We start from the raw sequence: 21,492 nt of genomic DNA on the forward strand, positions 1-21,492 counted from the left end.
CTCCCCCTATTCCCCACAAACAGGCACTTCTAGAGGTACCTGTTGTTTTTGGTACATAAATCCGCCTACTTGCTTGTTTCGTTCAAAAAATTTATAAAATCGCTCGTTCGGATGGCCGTGCTCTTTATATTCTTGAAGAATGCGAGCCACGGTTGCTACGATATCATGCGGCGGAATACCTTCTGCCACCAGTTGTCCTGGATGGGCGTTCCGTCCAACCGTTTTTCCGCCTAAAAATAAGTCAAACGCCCCCTTTCGGTAGACGATGCCAATATCTTCGCGCACCGCCCCGTAACATGCCATACCACACCCGTTAAATCCGATTTTTAATTCTTTCGGAAGCGCCATGCCGCTAAATTGTGCGTGTAGCTTTTCTGCGTATGGAATCGCCTCTTTCTTCTCTCCGTCACAAAAGTCGCACGCTTTCATGGTTAGAACATCGCCAACCGGCGCAAGCGAAAATTGCGCTTCTTTTAATCTATCGATGATGGAAGTAGGATCGTTCGTTTGTATTGCTAGTTTGATATAATGGTCTGGTGTATACGTTATCGTTCCTTTGTCGCCGACAAGTTCGGCTAGTACGAGCATTTGTTGCGGCGTAAACGTTTTGTTCGCTACCCCTGGGCTAACGGCTACTTCAAAAACGGAAACAGGCTGTTGTTGGCGACGATCAAGTGTTTGCATTGCTTCTTCTGCTACTGTACGAACATTCGTTTTCGTTTGGTCAAGCGCCCACGGCTCTACTTCTTTACGCAGCCGTTCATGCGGTTTGAGCGGTTGTTCAAGGGCGGTTAACGTATATTTTCGTTGATAGCCACGCGGGGTAATCATTAAGCCTTCGTGAACAAATGTCGACGAGTTGCCAATAATCACGGTCGTTAACATGCCGATGTCATGCTCAAGCATATGTTCTAAATCGGTTACAATAATTTGTTGCCGCTCGCGATAGGCGCTTTTCACTAGCCCGACCGGGGTGTTCGGTCGGCGGTAGCGCAACAAAATCCGTTGCGCTTCGACGATTTGCTGCGTTCGTCTACCGCTTTTTGGATTGTAAAGGGCGATGACAAAATCTGCCTCCGCTGCTGCTTCGATGCGTTTTTCAATGAGCGCCCATGGTGTTAAATGATCGCTTAAGCTAATCGTGCATGCATCGTGCATAATCGGTGCACCTAATAGTGCGCCACATGAGTGAATGGCGGAAATGCCTGGAATAACTTCCACTTCGATGTCGCTCTGTCTCGTCCACCCTTTTTCGATTAACACTTCGTAAATGAGTCCTGCCATTCCATAAACACCAGCATCTCCGCTCGAAATAACCGCCACTTTTTTCCCTTGTTCTGCCCATTTCACTGCTTCTTGCGCCCGGCTTACTTCTTCCGTCATGCCTGTACTAATCACCGGCTTGTCGCCAATTAAATCGGCGACAAGTTCGACGTACGTTTTATATCCGATGATTACATCGCTTTCTTCAATTGCTTCTTGTGCCCGCTTTGTCATATGGTCGACGCTGCCTGGGCCAAATCCGATGACGAGCAGTTTCCCGCGCATGTTATACGCCACCTTTCCACGTTTCGATAATAATCGATACCCCTAACCATACACTGTAAACACTTGTGAATGTTCCAAGCAGAAAAAACAACGTCTCTCGCATTCTCGCTTTCATAAATCCCCACGATAAGCAAAACGTTATCGCAATCGTTGCCGCTAGCAATCCGAGGACAAATAAACTCAACTGTAAAGCAGCGATTCTCTCTGTCTTACCTGCGGCATGCGTCAAAATAGCAAGCTGCGTCGGGCTTTCGACGCCGATACCGTGAATAATGCCGATAATAAAGGCACTAATCCAGCCGAAACGAAGCAAAGACATTGAACGAATAGCACCGTTCTTTTTCGAAAATCGCCGAACGAGTGAGTGGATTAGCTCATAGATTACTTGGAGGCGGCTTTTGGCCTCGTTTTTATAAAAAAGAGAGAACAGCATCACACCGCCAAGAACAATTAACGTCAACCCTACGACTCTTTCAATCATTTGCGTAGCAGCAGCCGGTAAATGGAACCCGATAAAAATGGCAATCATCCCCATCAAAAAAACGATAAAGCCGTGCCCGATGGCGTACATGACGCCTAATGACACTTGTTTTTTGCGCTGTGTTTCGCTTCCGACCATATCGGCAATCGCTGCAACATGGTCGCTGTCCATTCCGTGCCTCATTCCGAGAAAAACAGCTAGTACGGCATATGTCATCCATTCCATCTCTATCTCCTCCCAATGCCTTGGGCAACATCCGTCCTTGTCAACACGAGCCCTTTTTCTTGTTCATATTGATACGTGATTGCTTCCGCCAGCGGTTCGTGATGCAACAAATGAGTGTGTACGAGTTGCTTGCCAAGTTCTGGCGTGACTGCTCGGTACCAAATGCCTTCAGGATATACAATCACCACACACGCATCTTCGCAACGGCCGTTGCAGCGCGTTCTTGTCGTATGGACGGTGCAGTCGAGGGAAAGCTTAGCGATTTCCTCACGAATCGCAACGGTGACCTCTTCTCCGCCTTTACGCATGCAACTTCCGCCATTGCAAATCAATACGTGATGTTTTATACCTGTTAAATTCCACGTTGTCATCATGCTCCTCCTTTTTTTAGCAAAATAAAAAGCACCTCTATAGGTAGAGGTGCAGAAAAAATGTATACAAAAAGACCGTATACGATTCCCTACACGTCTACCTATAGTCCCGTAGGCAGCCGGCCGAGCAAATAAGGCAGGTCTCCTGACTTAGGATCATCGCTTCATTGCGTCTTCCCGAAGTGTCCTTCAGTGACATTGTTGCAATGAAACTCCCCATCACAGTGGCGGGTACCGTGACGGCTTTGCACCGTACTTCCCTTTTAAGCCTCCTTCAAAGAGGCACCTTACTTGCTATATTTTCAGTTGTAGAGTAGCTACTCACTCATCATAGTAAGCCAAGCAGCGAAAAATAGTCAACCATTTTTTATTTTTCAGAAATCTCCGTTTTAGAAATAACGATGCCGTCGCTGTCGGCGTACACATAAGTGCCTGGCTCCCAGCGCACGCCGCCAAATTCAAGCACAACATCGCGCGACCCTTTTCCTTCTTTTTTGCTCTTCACCGGGCATGTCCCAATCGCTAGGACGCCAAGCGGCATTGTCGCTATTTCCGCTGAGTCACGAATGCAGCCATTGATAATAACCCCCGCAAGACCGCGTTCACACGCAATTTGCGCGAGGCGGTCACCAAGGAGCGCGCAGTTTCGCGACCCTTTTCCGTCAACGACTAACACCGTTCCGCTTGGAACTGTTTCAAGCGCCTCGCGAACGAGCACGTTATCTTCCACTACATCTACGGTCGCAATCGGGCCGGAAAATTGTTTTTTTCCTCCGTACGAATGCAAGGGCAATTGACAAACTTGCAACTTTTCTACATATTGATCGCATAAATCCGCTGTTTTCATCAACAGTCCCCTTCCCCCATTTTCTTTTCATTGTTCCTATTTGACACGAATCAGCAAATTCCTGCTAAAATAGGCGATTTTTAAGTTTACATAACATAATTATGGTGAAAAAAATAACGTTGCCCCAAGAAGAAACAACGTTAGTTTTTCGAAAATGAGAAAGTAATCTTTTTTTGGCTGTCATCCCAGACGAGAGCCGCATCAAACGTTTTTTCGCCTTTTTTAAACCCTTTAATGATATCTGTTTTCCCGTGCTGCAGCAGCTTTTTGACGTTCGTTTGTGATATTTTTTTGCCGAGAATCGTTTTCGAAATCGTAAATGAACATTTCGTTTTCGCGTAGTTGGCACATCCGTAAAACTCTCCTTTATCCAGTACCGTTCCCCCGCAATATTTGCACGTGCCAACTGGTTTTCCGAGCGTCGCTTTTGACGTCGTCCGTTGGATGGAAGCGGTATCGAGCCCCGTAAAATCCCACGTTTTGGACGTTTCGAGCGCATCCGTAACAATTTTTGCCGCTAATTTTTTCACTTGCTCCATAAACGAAGAGGCGGACGCTTTTCCTTCGCCAATTTCGTTTAACCGCTGTTCCCACTTTGCCGTCATTTCTGGCGACGCTAAAATTTTGTCGCCAATCGCCTCGATCAACACTTTCGCCTTATCGGTCGCGTACACCTGGTTTTTCTTCACTTCGATATATTTTCGTTCTTTCAGCATCGTAATAATGCCTGCCCGCGTCGCTTCCGTGCCAAGTCCTTCCGTTTTCGCGAGCACTTTTTCTAGCTCTTCGTTTTCTAAAAACTTTCCAGCTGTTTTCATCAGCGTAATAAGCTGCCCTTCCGTATACCGCTTCGGCGGCTGTGTTTTGCTCTCTTTTACGCGAACGTCTACTACCTGCCCCTGCTCCTTTTCCGTAAGCGGTGGAAGCAAGACGTCATCTTCCTCGCGCAGCGCAATCACTTTACGCCATCCTTCTTGAATTTGCTGTTTTCCTTTGGATAAAAACGTTGCGCGTCCATCGACGAGCGTCGTCACCGTTGTGTAGTCAAAAATAGCGTCGTCGTAATGTGCTGCTAGCAACCGCTTGACCACTAAATCATAAATGTGTCGCTCATCTACAGATAGTTTGTCTGGGTCGACTACTTGTTCCGTCGGAATAATCGCATAATGGTCGGTTACTTTCTTTTCATTTACATAACGTTTATTATGTAAAATAGTTGTCGTTGACAGCGGAAAAAATGATTTGTATGCTGGCAACTGGCTTAATTTTTGCAAAATGTCTGGAAACGTTTCTGCCTCCCCTTTTGTGACATAGGTCGAATCGGAGCGCGGATAGGAAACGATTCCTTTTTGATATAGTTTCTGTAAAATATCTAACGTCTTTTGCGGCGAAAATTGGTACCATTTATTTGCCGTTGCTTGTAACGACGATAAATTAAACAATAGCGGCGGCGGAAATACTTTTCGTTCCGTTTTTACGTCAAGCACTTCTGCCTGTTTTTGTTCGCAAAACAAGGCAATTTTTTCCGTCAATTGTTGCTCGTTCACCCGCGACTCCCCATCTTTCACCCATTTTCCTTCATATTGTTTGCCGTTGATAGCAAATGTCGCGAATACTTCCCAAAACGGTTCTGGACGAAATTGTTCTATTTCCTTTTCCCGCTTCACAATGAGCGCCAATGTCGGCGTTTGCACGCGACCAGCAGAAAACACGTCGTTCATGCCTTTTTGTTTTAGTAAAATGCTATAGACGCGTGAAGCGTTCATGCCGACAATCCAGTCCGCACACGCGCGCGCATACGCTTCCTCATACAACGGTCGCGTCGCCTTTTCTTCTAAAAGGGCGCGGAAGCCCGCTTCGATTGCTTTTGGCGTCAACGATGAAATCCAAAGCCGCTTCATCGGTTTTTTCACACCGCTCCTTTGAATAATGTTGCGAACAATTAATTCCCCTTCCCGTCCAGCATCACCTGCATGAATAATTTCTGTCACTTCTGGCTTGCGAAGCAGTTCTTGGACAATGTGAAACTGCTTTGCTTTCGCTTTTTCGACTTCGTATTGAAACCGGTCTGGGATAATCGGGAGCGTCTCCAACTTCCATTGTTTCCACTCCGGACGGTATCGCTCAGGAGGCGCAAGCTGCAATAGATGTCCAACCGCCCACGTCATATACGCCCCTTTTGGGAATAATTCATTTGGCAAAATTTCAAGATACCCTTGCTTTTTTTTCGTGGAAAAAATCGACGCTAACGTCACACCTTGGTCTGGTTTTTCTGCAATAATTACTTTCATCGCTTTCTTCCTTTCATAAATTACATCATTTCGCGCATACTACCGATAAAATAAGGAAAGGAGCTTCTAAATGAAACGACGATGGCTCATTTTCGCACTAGTTTTCCTCTTTGCATCTGAAACAAAAGCAATAGAACGAACACCGTATACATGGAATCTTGCCGACATTTATCGTTCCGAACGCGAGTTTACAAAAGATTATACTTTTGTTTCCGACATGCTTCCAACATTATCATCGTACCAAGGAAAACTGAAGAATGAAAGCACGGTCGCTAAACTATTTTCCACCCACGAACAAGTCGCACGAAAGTTAGAGAAACTGTCCCTGTACGCCCAACTGCAACAAGATTTAAACATTGAAGACAAAAAAGCAGCGCACTTCAAAGCAAAAGTCGAAACGCTTGCCGCAAATTATGCCACCACGGCTGCCTTTATCGAGCCAGAGCTTTTATCGCTACCAAAAGAAACGTTAGAGAAATGGAAAAACAGTAAGTCGCTAAAAACATACGCCCGTTATTTTTCGGAACTGCTCGAACGAAAAGCGCATACGTTATCCAAAAAAGAGGAGCAGCTGCTCGCCAAACTTTCTCCGCTTGCCGATGAAGCAGAAAACATTTATCACTATGCGACGCGTGGTGATTACACGCCGCCAGTGATGAGAATCGATGGAAAAACGGTATCGTTGACCGGAGGAAACTTTTTAAAAGCGTTAGAGCATCCGGATCGTACCTACCGCAAACAAGCGTTCCAAACATTTTTTACAAGCTTTGAACAAATCCAACATACCGCAGCAGCGACTTTATATGCTTCTGTGAAAGCAGATGAACTATATGCAAAAGCGCGGCGATACGATTCTGGTCTTGAAGCGGCGCTCGCTAATGATGACATACCAAAACAAGTATTTGACAATTTGCTTTCAACTGTGAATGAGCGATTACCGTCACTCCACCGTTATATAGACCTAAGAAAAAAGGCGCTACAACTTCAAGCGGTGCATAGTTACGACTTATACGTTCCGCTTGCATCCAAAACCGTAACGAAAACATTCCCGATGGAAAAAGCAGAAGCGCTTATTCTCGAAGGACTAAAACCGCTCGGAAACGATTATGTGAAACAAGTAGAATACGCTTTCCATCATCGCTGGCTCGATGTATATCCTCGTCCGAAAAAATATACTGGCGGATATAACATAAGCGCATATGATACACATCCGTTCATTTTATTAAACTACGATCAATCGCTCGATGAAGTGCTCACCATCGCCCATGAAATCGGCCATGCGATGAACTCTGTCTTGACGAACAAAAAACAACCATACCATTATTCCGGCCAATCGATTTTTACTGCCGAAGTTGCCTCGACCGCCAACGAATGGCTCATGATGGATTATTTATTAAAGCAAGCAAAAACCGATGAAGAGAAGCTGTACCTCCTGAACCAACAAATTGACCAAATTCGTGGGGCACTCTATACACAAGTGATGTATTCCGAATTTGAGCAAGCCATTCATGAAAAAGTGGGAAAGGGAGAAAGTTTAACTGCAGAAGAATTGAACGACATGTGGCTTCGTTTACTAAAAAAATATTACGGATCGGCATATGCCGTTGATTCAGAAGCTGCGCTTGGCTGGCTGCGCATCCCGCACTTTTACGATGCGTTTTACGTCTATAAATACGCCACCTCGCTAGCTGCTTCTTTTGAGCTTACGAAACAAATAAAAGAAGACAAAACTGGCAAAGCAACCGAGCGCTACTTGCAGTTTTTAAGTGCTGGCACATCGGACGATCCTATCCCGTTATTACAAAAAGCCGGGGTCAACATCATGTCGCCGAAACCGCTGAACAACTTACTTACTTATTTCGACTCGCTCGTTACGGAAATGGAGCAAATTTTGCACAAGCAAGGAAAAATATAGCCGCTCCCTTTGGAAGCGGCTTATTTCTTAAGATGCCTGTCCGTTTTCTGCGGCTTTTGCTGCTTTAAAATGCATGCGAAAAATTAATGATTGGATGATCGAAAAACATCCGCCAACAACCCAATAAAGCGATAATGCAGACGGAACAGAGCTTGCCCCCATAAAAATCATGAGCGGCATAATATAAATCATCATTGCCATTTGCGGCATTTGTTGCTCCGTCATCGATGGAGACAGCTTCATCGAAATAAACGTCGTCACTGCCGCTAAAATCGGTAAAATAAAATACGGGTCACGATGGCCAAGTTCTACCCATAAAAACGAATGCGTCGTAATTTCTTCGGTACGCCGGATGGCATAATAAAGCGCCATAAAAATTGGCAGCTGAATAAGCGCTGGCAAGCAGCCGCTCATCGGATTTACGCCATGTTTTTGGTATAGCTGCATCATTTCTTGTTGCAGCTTTTGTTGCGTTTCCATATCTTTTCCTTTATATTTTTCTTGCAGTTTTTGCATTTCCGGGCGTAGTTTTTGCATCGCTAGCGATGCTTTAAATTGCTTGAGCATTAACGGCAATAGCGCAAAACGAACGACGAGCGTTAACGCAATAATCGCTAGTCCATAATTTCCGCCAAGCCCATTCCCAAGCATTAAAAGCAACTTAGACATCGGATAAACAAAATAATGATCCCATACTCCTTGGCTATGCTCATTAATTGGTGCATTGTTCCCGCAGCCACTTAATAGTGCTATCAATATAAATAAAATGAACATCCATTTTTTCTTCATCTTGCTCCTCCTTGTTTGTGTTATTTATTGTGCAACAAGGAGCCGCCTTCCTTCCTCATCAGAAACGTGCGGACGTTCCCGTGCTGGGATTTTCCGCTGATTCGTGACAAATAACCGGAGGGACAAAAACGGCACTACCCGATTCCCTCGATGTTCGCCATATTGCTCCATTTCATATAACATCACATGGTGCAAAAACGATTTATATGTTCGATGGCGATTCATATAGCATTTCATCGCCATAAAAAACGCGCCGATAACTAACAAATATGGCAATAAATCCACGGGCGTTTCCACTCAGCCCACCTCTTTTCGTCCAACAATCTTACATACATAAACATAACAAATTCGCGCGCGAAAGAAAAGCAAATATTATCGATGGAACGAAAGCGACTTCACCCATTCGTAAAACAGCTGATGCTCGGTTCCAATATAAATGAATAGCGCAAATGAGCTATAAAATAACAATTTTTCGATGATGCTTCCTGTTCGATAGAGCGGAAGTTTATATTTTTTCGTTTGAAACGGCCATAATAGCGGCACGCCCTGAACCGATAAAAAATCTTCGAGGATATGAAACAAATACCCTAACACAAAACCGAGCGAAAATGGAGAAGAGGATTCACCTATCACAATCGCAGCGATCGCCCCCCACACCACGAGCGAATGCGTCATCCCTCGATGTCCAAACGCCTCTTTCACTTTATTTGCCATGCCGAACGAACGGCGACCAACGTACGATTTTGGCTCATCAATATCTGGAAGTAAACTCCCGATCACGACTCCTGCCGTGTAACTAGCGGTAAACGGTAAATGTGTATACGCAGCAGCTGCCGCTCCGATACAGAGAGAAACCATAACATGGGAATGGTAACGCATTTTTTATCACCTACAACGTTATTTCGTTTATTATATCACAAAAAGAATATTTGTTCGCCTTTTTTTATTTTCAGCATTTTTCATCAGGCGTGTTGATTAACCAATAAAAACCAGTTGACATCGCTCTATTTCTAGCTTTTCTGCCGTAGTCGGCAAGCGAATCGCTTGCCGACTGGGCATGCGCACAGCATGCCCTCCTCGAACAATGAACGCTTTGCGGGCAAATGTCATTTGCCCGCCGGCATTCTTGTTCGAGGGAAGAGGCAGAAAAGCTTGTGTTCAGTCATATGATTCTGTGTTTTTTTAGTAAAACAATGGATAATCAACACCCGTGATTTTTCATCATCTTTTGACAGTTTTGTGACAACTACTCGGAATGTGATGAAGTTAACATCGATTCGTTTTCATTATGTTTATAGTAAAATTATACAAATTGATTTTCAAGGAGTGAACCGACGTGAAGAAGAAAAAATCTCCGTTCCTCAACCGTTTCAAATATATTCGGCCAATCGAGCGGCATGCGGACAATCATAGTGAAGTGACGTATGGTGACCGCGATTGGGAAAACGCTTACCGTCGCCGGTGGCAACACGATAAAGTCGTTCGTTCGACACATGGGGTAAACTGTACAGGGTCTTGCAGCTGGAATGTGTACGTAAAAGACGGCATTGTCACATGGGAAGGGCAACATCTCAACTATCCATCGACAGGACCTGATATGCCAGACTTTGAACCGCGTGGTTGTCCTCGCGGCGCAAGCTTCTCGTGGTACATTTACAGCCCGCTCCGCGTCAAATATCCTTACGTGCGCGGCGTGTTGATGGACATGTGGAGAGAAGCGTTGAAAGAGCATAAAAATCCGCTTGATGCTTGGAAAAGCATCGTTGAACATCCAGAAAAAGCGAAGCGTTATAAACAAGCGCGCGGAAAAGGTGGATTCGTCCGCGCCGAGTGGGATGAAGCGCTTAAACTTGTCGCTAGTTCCCTTCTCTATACCGTCACCAAATACGGTCCTGACCGCAACGTTGGATTCTCGCCGATTCCAGCGATGTCGATGGTCAGCCACGCAGCGGGCGCACGCTTTATGTCGTTAATGGGGGGGCCGATTTTAAGTTTTTACGATTGGTACGCAGACTTGCCACCTGCTTCCCCGCAAATTTGGGGAGACCAAACGGACGTTCCAGAATCAAGTGACTGGTATAACTCCGGCTACATTATTACATGGGGTTCCAACGTGCCAATGACGCGGACACCAGATGCTCATTTCTTAGCGGAAGTGCGCTACAAAGGCACAAAAGTTGTTTCGATTAGCCCTGACTTTGCGGAATCAACGAAACTTGCCGATGATTGGATGAGCGTAAAGCAAGGAACAGACGGCGCGCTGGCGATGGCAATGGGACACGTCATTTTAAAAGAATTTTACGTTGACCGTCAAGTCGACTACTTTATCCGTTACGCAAAACAATATACAGACTTCCCGTTCCTTGTTACATTGAAAAAACAAGCGAACGGCCAATTCGTTGCTGACCGTTTCTTCAACGCAAGCGATCTCGGCCGCCAAACGACAAACGGCGAATGGAAGCCTGCGCTTTGGAACGATAACACCAATACGTTTGCCATTCCGAACGGAACGATGGGTTCTCGCTGGGAAGACAAAGGAAAATGGAATTTACATTTAGTCGATGAAGACACAGAAGAGCCAATCGATCCACGTCTTTCGCTACTAGGAATCGAAGACGACATCGCAACCGTACAAATTCCGTACTTCTCGCACGACGGAAATCAAGTGCTCGAACGCAATGTTCCGATGAAAAAAGTGCAAACAGAAACCGGAGAATGGTACGTCACGACCGTTTATGACTTAATTTTAGCGAACTACGGCGTAGACCGCGGCATCGGTGGAACCGTCGCGAAAACGTTCGACGACCAAATCCCGTTCACTCCAGCGTGGCAAGAAGCGATTACTGGCGTAAAACGCGAACTCGTCATTAAAATTGCTCGCGAATTTGCGCAAAACGCCATCGACACAAACGGTCGATCGATGATTATCGTCGGCGCCGGTATTAACCACTGGTTTAACTCGGACACGATTTATCGCGCCGTCTTAAACCTTGTCTTGCTCGTCGGTGCTCAAGGCGTAAACGGCGGCGGTTGGGCGCACTACGTCGGTCAAGAAAAATTGCGTCCAGCGGAAGGATGGCAAAATATCGCTACTGCTCGCGATTGGCAAATGCCGCCAAAACTCCAAAACGGAACATCGTTCTTCTACTTCGCCACTGACCAATGGCGCTACGAAGAAACACCAGTGGGCGAACTTGTATCGCCAGTTGTGAAAGAAGCGCGTTACCAACATTATGCCGACTACAACGTACTCGCTGCTCGTCTTGGTTGGTTGCCTTCTTATCCGACATTTGAAAAAAACGGCATTGACCTTTATAACGAAGCAGTGCAAGCGGGAGCGAAAACGCCGGAAGAAATCGGTAAGTATGTTGCTACTCAATTAAAAGAGAAAAAATTGCGCTTTGCCATTGAAGACCCTGATAACGAGAAAAACTTCCCGCGCAACTTAATCGTTTGGCGCGCAAACTTAATCTCAAGCTCCGGCAAAGGGCACGAATATTTCTTAAAACATTTGCTTGGAACAACAAACGGACTGATGAACGACGATGAAGACAGCTTGCGTCCGGAAGAAATTACGTGGCGCGACAAAGCACCGGAAGGAAAACTTGACTTACTGATTAACTTAGACTTCCGGATGGCGGGAACGGCGCTTTATTCCGATGTCGTTTTCCCTGCTGCCACATGGTACGAAAAACACGACTTAAGCAGCACAGATATGCATCCGTTCATTCATCCGTTTAACCCAGCTATTTCGACACCGTGGGAAGCACGTTCGGACTGGGAAATTTTCAAATCGCTCGCAAAAGCTGTTTCGGACTTAGCGAAAGAAATTAACATGAAACCGGTAAAAGAAGTCGTGGCAACGCCAATTCTCCACGATACCCCACAAGAATTGGCACAGCCACTCGGAAAAGTAAAAGACTGGAGCAAAGGCGAATGCGAACCGATTCCAGGCAAAACAATGCCGCAAATTCATGTCGTCGAACGCGACTACACGCAATTGTTCGATAAAATGACTGCCCTCGGTCCGAACATCGCCAAGCTGCCATACGGCATTAAAGGAATCAACTGGTCGGCAAAAGAAGAGTACGAACAGTTGAAAAAGTTACTAGGAACTGTTCAAAAAGCTAGCATCGCCGATGGTTGCCCAGATATGAGCGAAGCGAAAAAAGTGGCAGAAGCGATTTTAACATTATCATCTACGACAAACGGAAAAGTTGCTGTCAAAGCATGGGAAGCGCTCGAGAAGAAAACAAGTCTTGAACTAAAAGACTTAGCAAGCGAACGCGAAGAAGAATGCTTCACGTTCGAACAAATTACTGCACAGCCAAAACCGGTCATCACCTCCCCTGCTTTCAGCGGCTCAGAAAAAGGCGGCAGACGCTACTCGCCGTTTACAACAAACGTCGAGCGGCTCATTCCGTGGCGGACGTTAACAGGGCGGCAGTCGTTCTATGTCGACCATGAACTGATGCAAGAGTTTGGGGAAACGATGGCAACGTTTAAGCCAGTGTTGCTCCATAAACCGTTTAAAAAAGGGCGCCCGCAAGTAGAAGGAAAAGAAATTACGTTGAACTATTTAACGCCGCATAATAAATGGTCGGTGCACAGCATGTATTTCGATTCGCAACCGATTCTTACGCTATTCCGCGGCGGCCCAACGATTTGGCTAAACAAAGACGATGCCGAAGAAGCAGGCATTAAAGATAACGACTGGATTGAATGTTTCAACCGAAACGGCGTCGTTGTCGCTCGTGCCGTTGTTTCGCACCGGCTGCCAAGAGGAATCGCGTTTATGCACCACGCCCAAGACCGGCATATTAACGTGCCTGGCACAAAACTAACAAACAACCGTGGCGGTACGCACAACAGCCCGACACGTATTCATGTAAAACCGACCCACATGATCGGCGGATACGCGCAGCTCAGCTACGGTTTTAACTATTACGGCCCGACTGGAAACCAACGCGACTTGAACGTCATTATCCGCAAATTGAAGGAGGTTGATTGGCTTGAAGATTAAAGCGCAAGTCGGCATGGTCATGAATTTAGATAAATGCATCGGCTGCCATACGTGCAGCGTCACGTGCAAAAACACCTGGACAAATCGTCCAGGTGCCGAATATATGTATTTCAACAACGTAGAAACAAAACCAGGCATCGGCTATCCAAAACAATGGGAAGACCAAGAAAAATATCGCGGCGGCTGGGAATTACGAAACGGCGAGCTACAATTAAAATCCGGCTCCAAAGTGAACCGCCTGCTCCACTTGTTTTACAACCCGTACCAGCCAACAATTGATGATTACTATGAGCCATGGAATTACGACTACGAAACATTAACGAACAGCCCACAAAAGAAATACCAGCCAGTCGCTCGGCCAAAATCAGCGATTACCGGCGAATTTATGGAGCTGTCGTGGGGACCAAACTGGGAAGACGATTTAGCTGGCGCGCACGTTACTGGTCTAAAAGATCCGAACGTGTTAAAAATGGAAGAATCGATTAAAACCGAATTTGAAAACGTCTTTATGATGTATTTGCCACGCATTTGCGAGCATTGCATCAACCCGCCGTGCGTATCGAGCTGTCCATCTGGCGCGATGTATAAACGGGAAGAAGACGGCATCGTCCTTGTCGACCAAAACGCATGCCGCGCATGGCGCTATTGCGTCACAAGCTGTCCGTACAAAAAAGTATATTTCAACTGGCAAACAAACAAAGCGGAAAAATGTACGCTCTGCTTCCCGCGCATCGAAGCAGGCATGCCGACGATTTGTTCGGAAACGTGCGTTGGCCGCATCCGCTATATTGGCGTCATGCTATACGATGCCGACAAAGTAAAGGAAGCGGCAAGCGTCGAAAACGAAAAAGACTTATATCATGCACAGCTTGATATTTTCCTCGATCCGCACGATCCGGAAGTAATCACCAAAGCAAAAGAAGCAGGCATTCCGCAAGAGTGGATTGAAGCAGCGCAAAAATCGCCAATTTATAAAATGATTATCGATTGGAAAATCGCTCTTCCGCTGCACCCAGAGTATCGCACAATGCCGATGGTATGGTATATTCCACCGCTTAGCCCAATCATGAATATGGTTGAAGGAAAAGGAAGCAACTTAGCAGAAGACGACATCTTCCCTGCCATCGACCAAATGCGAATCCCAATCGAATATTTGGCGAATTTATTAACAGCAGGCGATCAAACGCATATTCGCACAACATTGAAAAAAATGGCGGTCATGCGCCAATATATGCGCGCGGTGCAAACGAATAAGCAACCGAACGTGAAAGTCGTAGAAGAACTCGGGTTAACGGAGAACGACATGCAAGAGATGTATCGTTTACTAGCGATTGCAAAATACAATGACCGCTTCGTCATTCCGGCGTCGCACCGCGAAGAAGTGGCGAACTTATACGCAGAACAAGGCAGCTGCGGCTTATCATTTGCTGGTGGCCCTGGTTCTTGCGGAACACTCTCATAATGGGGGATTTGTATGAACTACGAACAAGCACAAACCGTTTTTCAATGTGCCTCCTATTTGCTATCGTATCCAGATGACGAATGGGCACGCGATTTAGACGGTTGTTTACAAGCGCTCGACGATTTGCCGCATCGGCAAATCGTCGGCTATATCGAACAGTTTATTAACCATATAAAAGCAGTGCCGGTACGGGAACGAATTGAAACGTATGTATATACGTTCGATTTCGGCAAAAAAACAAACCTTTACGTCACGTATATGAATACAGGTGAACAGCGAGAACGCGGATTAGAACTGCTCGAATTAAAGCAACAATATAAAGCAGCAGGCTTCGATATAACGGAAAAAGAGTTGCCAGACTACTTGCCGCTTATGCTTGAACTTGCTTCACAAGCAGAACCGCAACATGTCGTGCCGATTTTTCAAAAATATTGGCGCAACATCGAAGAAATCCGAAACCAGCTGCATGCCAATGACAATGTGTATACAGTCGTTTTTGACGCTATTTTAACCGCGTTAAATGAAATCGGTGTGAAATCATTGCCGAAAGGAAGTGTGTAAGCATGTTAAATCAATTTCTCTGGGGTACTCTCCCCTACATCATTTTGACGATTTTTATCGGCGGTCATATTTATCGCTACAACCATGACCAGTTCGGCTGGACGTCGAAATCAAGCGAATTGCTTGAGAAAAAAGAGCTGCGGCTTGGTAGCTTGCTCTTTCACTGGGGGATTATTTTCGTCTTCGTCGGTCACGTTATGGGTATTTTAATTCCGGAAGGTGTATATGAAGCGATGGGCATTTCCGAAGAAACGTACCATGTCGTAGCACTTGCCGGCGGAATTCCTGCCGGGATTGCAACGGTCATTGGTCTATTCATTTTACTTCACCGCCGCTTAACAGTGAAACGCATCTTTTTAACAAGCAGCCGCGGTGACTTTATTGCTCTTTTCTTCTTAGCGGTTGTCGTGTTGTCCGGTCTTTCTTCTACTTTTCTAAACATCGATTCGAACGGATTCGACTACCGGACGACCATTGGCCCATGGTTTCGCAGTTTGTTTATCTTCCAGCCAAATCCAGAGTACATGGAAAATGTACCAGTATGGTTTAAAATTCACATTTTAGCAGCGTTCGGTATTTTCGCGGTATGGCCGTTTACACGATTAGTGCACGTTTTCAGCCTTCCGCTTCGCTACCTCAATCGTAGCTATGTCGTCTACCGAAAACGGTTGCCGAAACAGGCCAATCCTTCAAATCGTTAAAAAGAAAATACCACAGTCCGAATGACCGCGGTAGTCCAAAATTTTTCTTACCTTTTTAAAAAAAGACTTTCCTCGCGTGAGGAAAGTCTTTTTTTAGCTTTTTGTTACATCTCGCGAATTCGTCGTGCGAGCTCTTCTTTTTCTTCCGCGGACAATAGCTTTTCTGCCATCGGGAATAAGACGTGCTCTTCTTTCATAAAATGTTCGGTTAAAATATGGTAGGCGTTAATGACGTAAAACGCCAATTGCTTCGCCGTTTCACCATCGACCGTGTCTGAAAGGTGAGCGGTGTTTTCTAAAAATGCAGCGATATTTCGCTTTGCTTGGTCGTGTTCATATTCCATTACGGCAATCGGTCCGGACGTTCGGCCGATATATTGTGCCATCATCGGGAATAACACACCTTCTTCCCGCTCAGAATGCGGGTCTAAGTTGGCTAAAAACGATTGGACGTGTTCTCGCAACGTAAGCAACGCTTCTTTCCAATTCGCTGTGTCCGTGTTTCCGCCAATTTGCTGTGCTAGATCTACTAATTGTTGCTTTTGTTCATTTAACGGTCCGTGCTCGTCTTTCAATTGTTGTAGCGCTTGGCATAGCTGCACGTCCCCGTCATGCGCCATCATGCAAGGTGAAAATTCCATCGCTTTCTCCTCCTCCTTGTGCTCGAAGTTGGCTACGTCTCTACTTCGAGAGCACGCATATTCTCCAATGTTTATTTTACTGTTGCTTGTCAGAAAATGACGTGATACGAATCACAGTTTTTCTATTTTTTAAGAAAAGCAGGTTCAGTGAACCTGCTTCTTATAGTTCTGGATGTTCGTGCTTCGCTTTTAACCGGCGCCATCTCCGCTCGACTTCTTGTTCGAACTCAAGCAATAGATCGCGGTTTTCTTCTTTTAATAAGTGCTTTGTTTTCCCCATATATTTTAACCATTCGCTTAATGGAATGCGTTTGTTTTTCTCTTCTGGGTCATACGTAATCGTTGTAATGCCACGTTCGACTTCATAAAGCGGGAAGAAGCAAGAGTTGACAGCCGCTTCCATAATTTTTGCCCCGTACCGCTCTTCTGTTTTCCAGTTTAGTGGACATGTAATGAGCAACTTGCCGTATACCGTGCCGACGTTTTGGGCATACCATTGTGCTTTCGCCGCTTTTTTAATTAAATCTTGCGGGAACGCTTCCGTTGCGGTAAAGACGTACGGAATATTTGTCGCCGCCATAATTTGCGCCGTATCTTTATGATGGAACGCTTTCCCTTTTTGCGTTTTTCCAACGCCCGTTGTACTTGTCATATGCCCCATCGGCGTCGAATACGACATTTGCGAACCGGTATTCATATATCCTTCGTTGTCGTATTCAAGCATAATCAATTTATGGTTGCGAAGCGCCGTACCGATGGCAGACCCCATGCCGATATCCATTCCGCCGTCACCAGTGACCATGACAAACGTCACATCGTCTGATACTTGAATGTCGCCGCGTTTTTTCATTTCCAAAAATGCTTCGACCGCCCCTGACAACGTCGCCGGTCCGTTTTGGAACAAGTTATGAATCATCGTCTGTTTATGGGAGCTGTACGGATAGGCGGTCGTGACGACGTACGCACAACCTGTTTGGAATAAAACAACGACATCGCCTTCAATTCCTTTAAAGAATAGCTCTAATCCAGGGAAAATGCCGCATCCTGGACAAGCACCATGCCCTGGCGCAATTCGTTTCGGTTTTGCCGTTAATGCGCGAAGCGGTGGAACTTTTACTTTTAACCGTTTCGTTTCTTCGTCTTCTGTTACTTGAATGAGCCCTGTTTTAAACGCATCCCCATGCATCGGCTCCATGACACGCTGCAATTTCTTTTCTTGTTTTCCTGGCACATGCCCGAAATAGTCAAACGGTTTTTCTGCATAGCCTTTTTCCATCGCCTCTATCGCCAGTTGGAAAAACGCTTCTGCTTCATCGGCATAAAAGTCTTTTCCACCAACACCGAACACGCGGCTTAAGACGATTGTTTTGTTTTCCGAATCGCTTTGTAATGCTGATTTTACTTCGTGCGTCATGTTCGGACCGTGCGCCCCATAAGAATCGGCACGTTCCCCAATGAGAAGTGCTTTTACATTTTTTAACGCTTGGCGAATTTCTTCCGCTGGGAACGGACGGATTATATTCGGGCTAATGACGCCTGCTTTAATGCCTTTCGCCCGCAATTTATCGACTACGTCTTTTGCTGTTTCTGCAGCAGAATTTAATAAAAAGAGCGCTACTTCAGCATCGTCCATTTGGTATAAATCAAGGACTGGATATTCACGTCCAGATAATTCCGCGTATTCGCGCGCAACTTGTTTAAACACTTCTCCTGCGCGGTATAACGCTTCGGATTGCTGGTAGTTGTTGTTAATTAAGTCGTCGCCGTTCATATGCGCCCCGATCGTCATCGGGTTTTTTGGGTCAGCCGCATTTGGAAACTCCGTTGGCCGCTCACCGACAAACGCTTGAACAACTGCACGGTCTTTAAAGTATTGCACTTTCCGCTTTTGATGCGATGTAAAAAATCCGTCGTACGCGACGATGACCGGGAGTCGGACGTCTGCATGCTCGGCGATTTTCAATGCCATAATGTTCATGTCATACACTGCTTGCGGCGTGCGAGCGAGCAAAATGACCCACCCAGTGTTCAAAGCAAAATAAAGGTCCGAATGGTCACCGCGAATATCTAGTGGTCCGCTAATCGAGCGAGTGACTAAGTTCATGACCATTGGAAAGCGCGTGCCTGATTGCACCGGTAGCTGTTCTAGCATATACATTAACCCGTTGGCACTCGTCGCGTTAAATACACGCGCCCCCATCACAGAAGCACCGTAGCAAATGCCAGCCGACCCGTGCTCTCCGTCCGCAGCAATGAGTTGAATGTTATGCTCTCCGCGCGTTTTCATTTGGTCAAGTAGCTGCGCAATTTCTGTCGACGGTGTAATTGGAAAATAACCCATCACGTGATAATCAATTTGTGCAGCTGCTAATGCTGCCATTTCGTTTCCTGATTCAAACGTCGTCACTTGTTCGACTGCTTGTTTCGTTCCTTTTTCTTCTACCATCGCCATTAATAAGCCCCCCCTGTCGCCAATGGGAATTTTTGTTTTACTTGATGCTGCTCCGCAAAGCCAATTTGTTCGCGCTCGACAGAAAGCGCAGCTGTTGGACAGGCTTCCACACATTTTAAGCAACCTTTGCAATATTGGTAATCAATGCCGCGCAAAAACATTTGCTTGCGCCCCTTTTTGTCTTCCCCTTCTTCCCAAACAAAACAAAAGTCTGGGCAAACGGTGTCACAGGCAACGCAATGAATGCATTTTTCTTCTTCCCATTTTGGTAAAAAACCTTGGCGCGAGCCGCTTAAATCTTTGAAAATGCTGTTGGCGTTCGCAGAAATGATGCCGCCGATTTCTTGCGTTTCATAGCCCAAAAGCGGCTCTGGGCGAGAAAACGCTTTGCCGCGCGCGGATTCGGGCGCTTCATATGTTTTAAAACGCACTTCATGATACCCGCGCTCAAATGTACGAATATTTGATTCTACTAAGTGAGGGTATTTTTTCTCAAACGTTTTGCGAATGACTTGTTTCATCGCTTCCGGGTCTAAAAAATCACAAACGCGGAATAGCGCACCGAGCATCGCGGTATTCACTTTCGTTTTTTCTTCTACGGCGATACCGAGCGCATCGACGACGGCAAGCGTTCCGTATTCTAAGCGCAAATCACGCTTAATGTCATCAAACTCTCTCGTCGAATTGACTAGCACAATGCCGTCTGGTGCTAAACCGCTTACAACGTCGACCATTTTATAGAGCGCTTCATGGAAAACGCCAATGACGTGCGGTTCTTCAATTGGGCTATGGGCGCGAATTTCTGTGTCTGGGTCACAGAAACGGATAAAACTTTTTACTGGCGACCCCTTTTTCTCAGAACCATAAGAAGAAAAGTTAGAACCGTTTAGCCCAAGCCCTAATACACCCGCTTCGGCAAGCATTTTTCCAGCTAAATTTGCCCCAAGTCCACCAATGGATTCTAAACGAATTTCAAAAAACCCAAGTTCATTTTTTTTCGGTAAAATCGACATGTTATCCCCCCTACTGGAATAGATGGGTATCCCCCTTCTTCACATTTTAATCAAAAAATCGTCAAAAAGATGTGACAAAAATCAAACATTTAAAAAATTATTAGTAGTACACAAAAAAATCCCTTTATTTAGCAAGGTTTTTGGTTGTATAACAGGAATTATATTGTATTATAACAGAATAATCAAAAAACCTAGCAAGCGTTGCTTGCTAGGTTCCAAAATATTTCGCGAGCGTCACAATCATTGCACCCATTCGTTCGAGTTCTGGGGCAACGATGCGGGTCACCCCTTCTTCTGAAAGCGCCTCTGCCGTCACTTTTCCGACCGCACACGCGACGACATGTTCGTTAAAAGCGCGGCATAACGGCTCGACCGCTTGTTTTTCTTTCGCAAAGGAAAAGAGAAACCGAACTTGCATGGCAGTCGTAAAGCAAACGGCATCGACTTGCTGCTCGACAATGTCGTTGTATAGTAGGTTTAAGACGTCCTCATCCGGCGCGATATGCTGATACGGAAGCAACTCCGTGTACGACGCGCCGCACTCGAGCAAAAATTGCTTTAACGTCGGTGCCGTGTCGCCATGCAGTTGAACGACCACGCGTTTTCCGGCAAACGAAAACGAGGCAAGCGAACGAAGCAGCCCTTTCGTCGTCCCATCGTCGCTCTCCGCAACAATCGGGATGCCGATTTTTTTTAGCGCCGCTACCGTTTTGTAGCCGCGGACAGCAACGTTTGCCGCTTGGATCGTTTCTAGCCACTTTTCTTTCATGCCGCCCCGCTCGGCCGCATCGGTTAATGTTTCCACCCCGACGCCAGTGGTGAAAATGAACCAATCGGGTTTTTCGGAAATGGCGTCGCGAATTTCTTCAATAAGCGCTTCATCTTTAGCAAATACCGTCCCCTGTGCAGGACGAATAACGGCAATCCCCCCTTGCTTTTCAATGAGCGCTGTCATTTCTTCTAGTTTCCGCGATGCACATAAAACAATTCGTTTTCCTTGCAATCGAAATCCCCCTTCACTTTTTCCCCATTTTAGAACAGAAAATGACGCTAGGCAACAAAAAAGAACGGCAAAAGCCGTCCTAACGTATCAGGCGTGTTGATTAACCATTAAAAACCAGTTGACATCACTCTATTCCTAGCTTTTCTGCCGTAGTCGACAAGCGGTTCGC

At 45.9% G+C, this 21,492-nt stretch carries 18 protein-coding genes and 1 riboswitch; of the genes, 5 read left to right on the plus strand and 13 right to left on the minus strand.

Features of this window, described 5'->3' with window-relative positions; all coding sequences use genetic code 11:
- Window positions 1-6 precede the first annotated feature (6 nt).
- From cobJ to GGR02_RS00460, 5 genes are all read right to left on the minus strand, one after another.
- Window positions 7-1,548, minus strand: a complete 1,542-nt coding sequence (gene cobJ / locus GGR02_RS00440) for a precorrin-3B C(17)-methyltransferase (RefSeq protein WP_183182783.1) — start codon at window positions 1,546-1,548, stop codon at window positions 7-9.
- 1 nt (window position 1,549) lies between these two features.
- Window positions 1,550-2,254, minus strand: a complete 705-nt coding sequence (locus tag GGR02_RS00445) for a HoxN/HupN/NixA family nickel/cobalt transporter (protein ID WP_183182784.1) — start codon at window positions 2,252-2,254, stop codon at window positions 1,550-1,552.
- A 2-nt stretch (window positions 2,255-2,256) separates the two neighbouring features.
- On the minus strand, window positions 2,257-2,625 hold the full coding sequence (locus GGR02_RS00450) for a (2Fe-2S) ferredoxin domain-containing protein (RefSeq protein WP_183182785.1): 369 nt from the start codon (window positions 2,623-2,625) through the stop codon (window positions 2,257-2,259).
- A 118-nt stretch (window positions 2,626-2,743) separates the two neighbouring features.
- Window positions 2,744-2,930: riboswitch (cobalamin riboswitch) on the minus strand.
- Window positions 2,931-2,992: 62 nt separating this feature from the next.
- Window positions 2,993-3,472, minus strand: a complete 480-nt coding sequence (gene rraA / locus GGR02_RS00455; protein ID WP_183182786.1) for a ribonuclease E activity regulator RraA — start codon at window positions 3,470-3,472, stop codon at window positions 2,993-2,995.
- Between the two features lie 140 nt (window positions 3,473-3,612).
- Complete coding sequence (locus GGR02_RS00460; RefSeq protein ID WP_183182787.1) at window positions 3,613-5,763, minus strand: DNA topoisomerase III; 2,151 nt, start codon at window positions 5,761-5,763, stop codon at window positions 3,613-3,615.
- 70 nt (window positions 5,764-5,833) lie between these two features.
- On the opposite strand from GGR02_RS00460, the gene pepF reads away from it, so the two are divergent.
- Window positions 5,834-7,678, plus strand: a complete 1,845-nt coding sequence (pepF, locus tag GGR02_RS00465) for an oligoendopeptidase F (RefSeq protein WP_183182788.1) — start codon at window positions 5,834-5,836, stop codon at window positions 7,676-7,678.
- A gap of 27 nt (window positions 7,679-7,705) precedes the next feature.
- Here the strand turns inward: pepF and yidC are convergent, their stop codons facing one another.
- The 4 genes from yidC to GGR02_RS17350 all read right to left on the minus strand — a co-directional run bounded on the left by yidC (window position 7,706) and on the right by GGR02_RS17350 (window position 9,577).
- On the minus strand, window positions 7,706-8,467 hold the full coding sequence (yidC, locus tag GGR02_RS00470) for a membrane protein insertase YidC (protein WP_183182789.1): 762 nt from the start codon (window positions 8,465-8,467) through the stop codon (window positions 7,706-7,708).
- Window positions 8,468-8,491: 24 nt separating this feature from the next.
- Window positions 8,492-8,764, minus strand: coding sequence for a hypothetical protein (locus GGR02_RS00475; RefSeq protein ID WP_183182790.1), 273 nt, complete (start codon window positions 8,762-8,764; stop codon window positions 8,492-8,494).
- A 75-nt stretch (window positions 8,765-8,839) separates the two neighbouring features.
- The gene (locus tag GGR02_RS00480; RefSeq protein WP_183182791.1) at window positions 8,840-9,346 is read right to left on the minus strand and encodes a metal-dependent hydrolase; all 507 of its coding nucleotides are present in this window, start codon (window positions 9,344-9,346) and stop codon (window positions 8,840-8,842) included.
- 96 nt (window positions 9,347-9,442) lie between these two features.
- Complete coding sequence (locus tag GGR02_RS17350; protein ID WP_260174917.1) at window positions 9,443-9,577, minus strand: hypothetical protein; 135 nt, start codon at window positions 9,575-9,577, stop codon at window positions 9,443-9,445.
- A 226-nt stretch (window positions 9,578-9,803) separates the two neighbouring features.
- On the opposite strand from GGR02_RS17350, the gene GGR02_RS00485 reads away from it, so the two are divergent.
- Genes GGR02_RS00485 through narI form a run of 4 tightly spaced genes read left to right on the plus strand, consistent with a single transcriptional unit; the run spans window position 9,804 to window position 16,214 of the window.
- Window positions 9,804-13,490, plus strand: a complete 3,687-nt coding sequence (locus GGR02_RS00485) for a nitrate reductase subunit alpha (protein ID WP_183182792.1) — start codon at window positions 9,804-9,806, stop codon at window positions 13,488-13,490.
- Window positions 13,480-14,952 carry a nitrate reductase subunit beta gene (gene narH, locus GGR02_RS00490; RefSeq protein ID WP_183182793.1) on the plus strand — a complete coding sequence of 491 codons (1,473 nt, stop codon included), beginning with the start codon at window positions 13,480-13,482 and terminating at the stop codon, window positions 14,950-14,952. Before GGR02_RS00485 ends, narH begins: the two co-directional genes overlap by 11 nt.
- A gap of 12 nt (window positions 14,953-14,964) precedes the next feature.
- Complete coding sequence (narJ, locus tag GGR02_RS00495) at window positions 14,965-15,513, plus strand: nitrate reductase molybdenum cofactor assembly chaperone (RefSeq protein ID WP_183182794.1); 549 nt, start codon at window positions 14,965-14,967, stop codon at window positions 15,511-15,513.
- A gap of 2 nt (window positions 15,514-15,515) precedes the next feature.
- Complete coding sequence (narI, locus tag GGR02_RS00500) at window positions 15,516-16,214, plus strand: respiratory nitrate reductase subunit gamma (protein WP_183182795.1); 699 nt, start codon at window positions 15,516-15,518, stop codon at window positions 16,212-16,214.
- 104 nt (window positions 16,215-16,318) lie between these two features.
- Here narI and GGR02_RS00505 read toward each other — a convergent pair whose 3' ends face one another.
- The 4 genes from GGR02_RS00505 to GGR02_RS00520 form a co-directional block, all read right to left on the minus strand.
- Window positions 16,319-16,855, minus strand: coding sequence for a hemerythrin domain-containing protein (locus GGR02_RS00505; RefSeq protein ID WP_183182796.1), 537 nt, complete (start codon window positions 16,853-16,855; stop codon window positions 16,319-16,321).
- A gap of 160 nt (window positions 16,856-17,015) precedes the next feature.
- Window positions 17,016-19,307, minus strand: coding sequence for a thiamine pyrophosphate-dependent enzyme (locus GGR02_RS00510; protein WP_183182797.1), 2,292 nt, complete (start codon window positions 19,305-19,307; stop codon window positions 17,016-17,018).
- Window positions 19,307-20,320, minus strand: coding sequence for a 2-oxoacid:acceptor oxidoreductase family protein (locus GGR02_RS00515; RefSeq protein WP_183182798.1), 1,014 nt, complete (start codon window positions 20,318-20,320; stop codon window positions 19,307-19,309). Before GGR02_RS00515 ends, GGR02_RS00510 begins: the two co-directional genes overlap by 1 nt.
- Before the next feature lie 208 nt (window positions 20,321-20,528).
- The gene (locus tag GGR02_RS00520) at window positions 20,529-21,323 is read right to left on the minus strand and encodes a uroporphyrinogen-III synthase (RefSeq protein WP_183182799.1); all 795 of its coding nucleotides are present in this window, start codon (window positions 21,321-21,323) and stop codon (window positions 20,529-20,531) included.
- Between the last annotated feature and the right edge of the window lie 169 nt (window positions 21,324-21,492).

It is taken from the genome of Anoxybacteroides voinovskiense, from assembly GCF_014196205.1.
GTDB lineage: Bacteria > Bacillota > Bacilli > Bacillales > Anoxybacillaceae > Anoxybacteroides > Anoxybacteroides voinovskiense.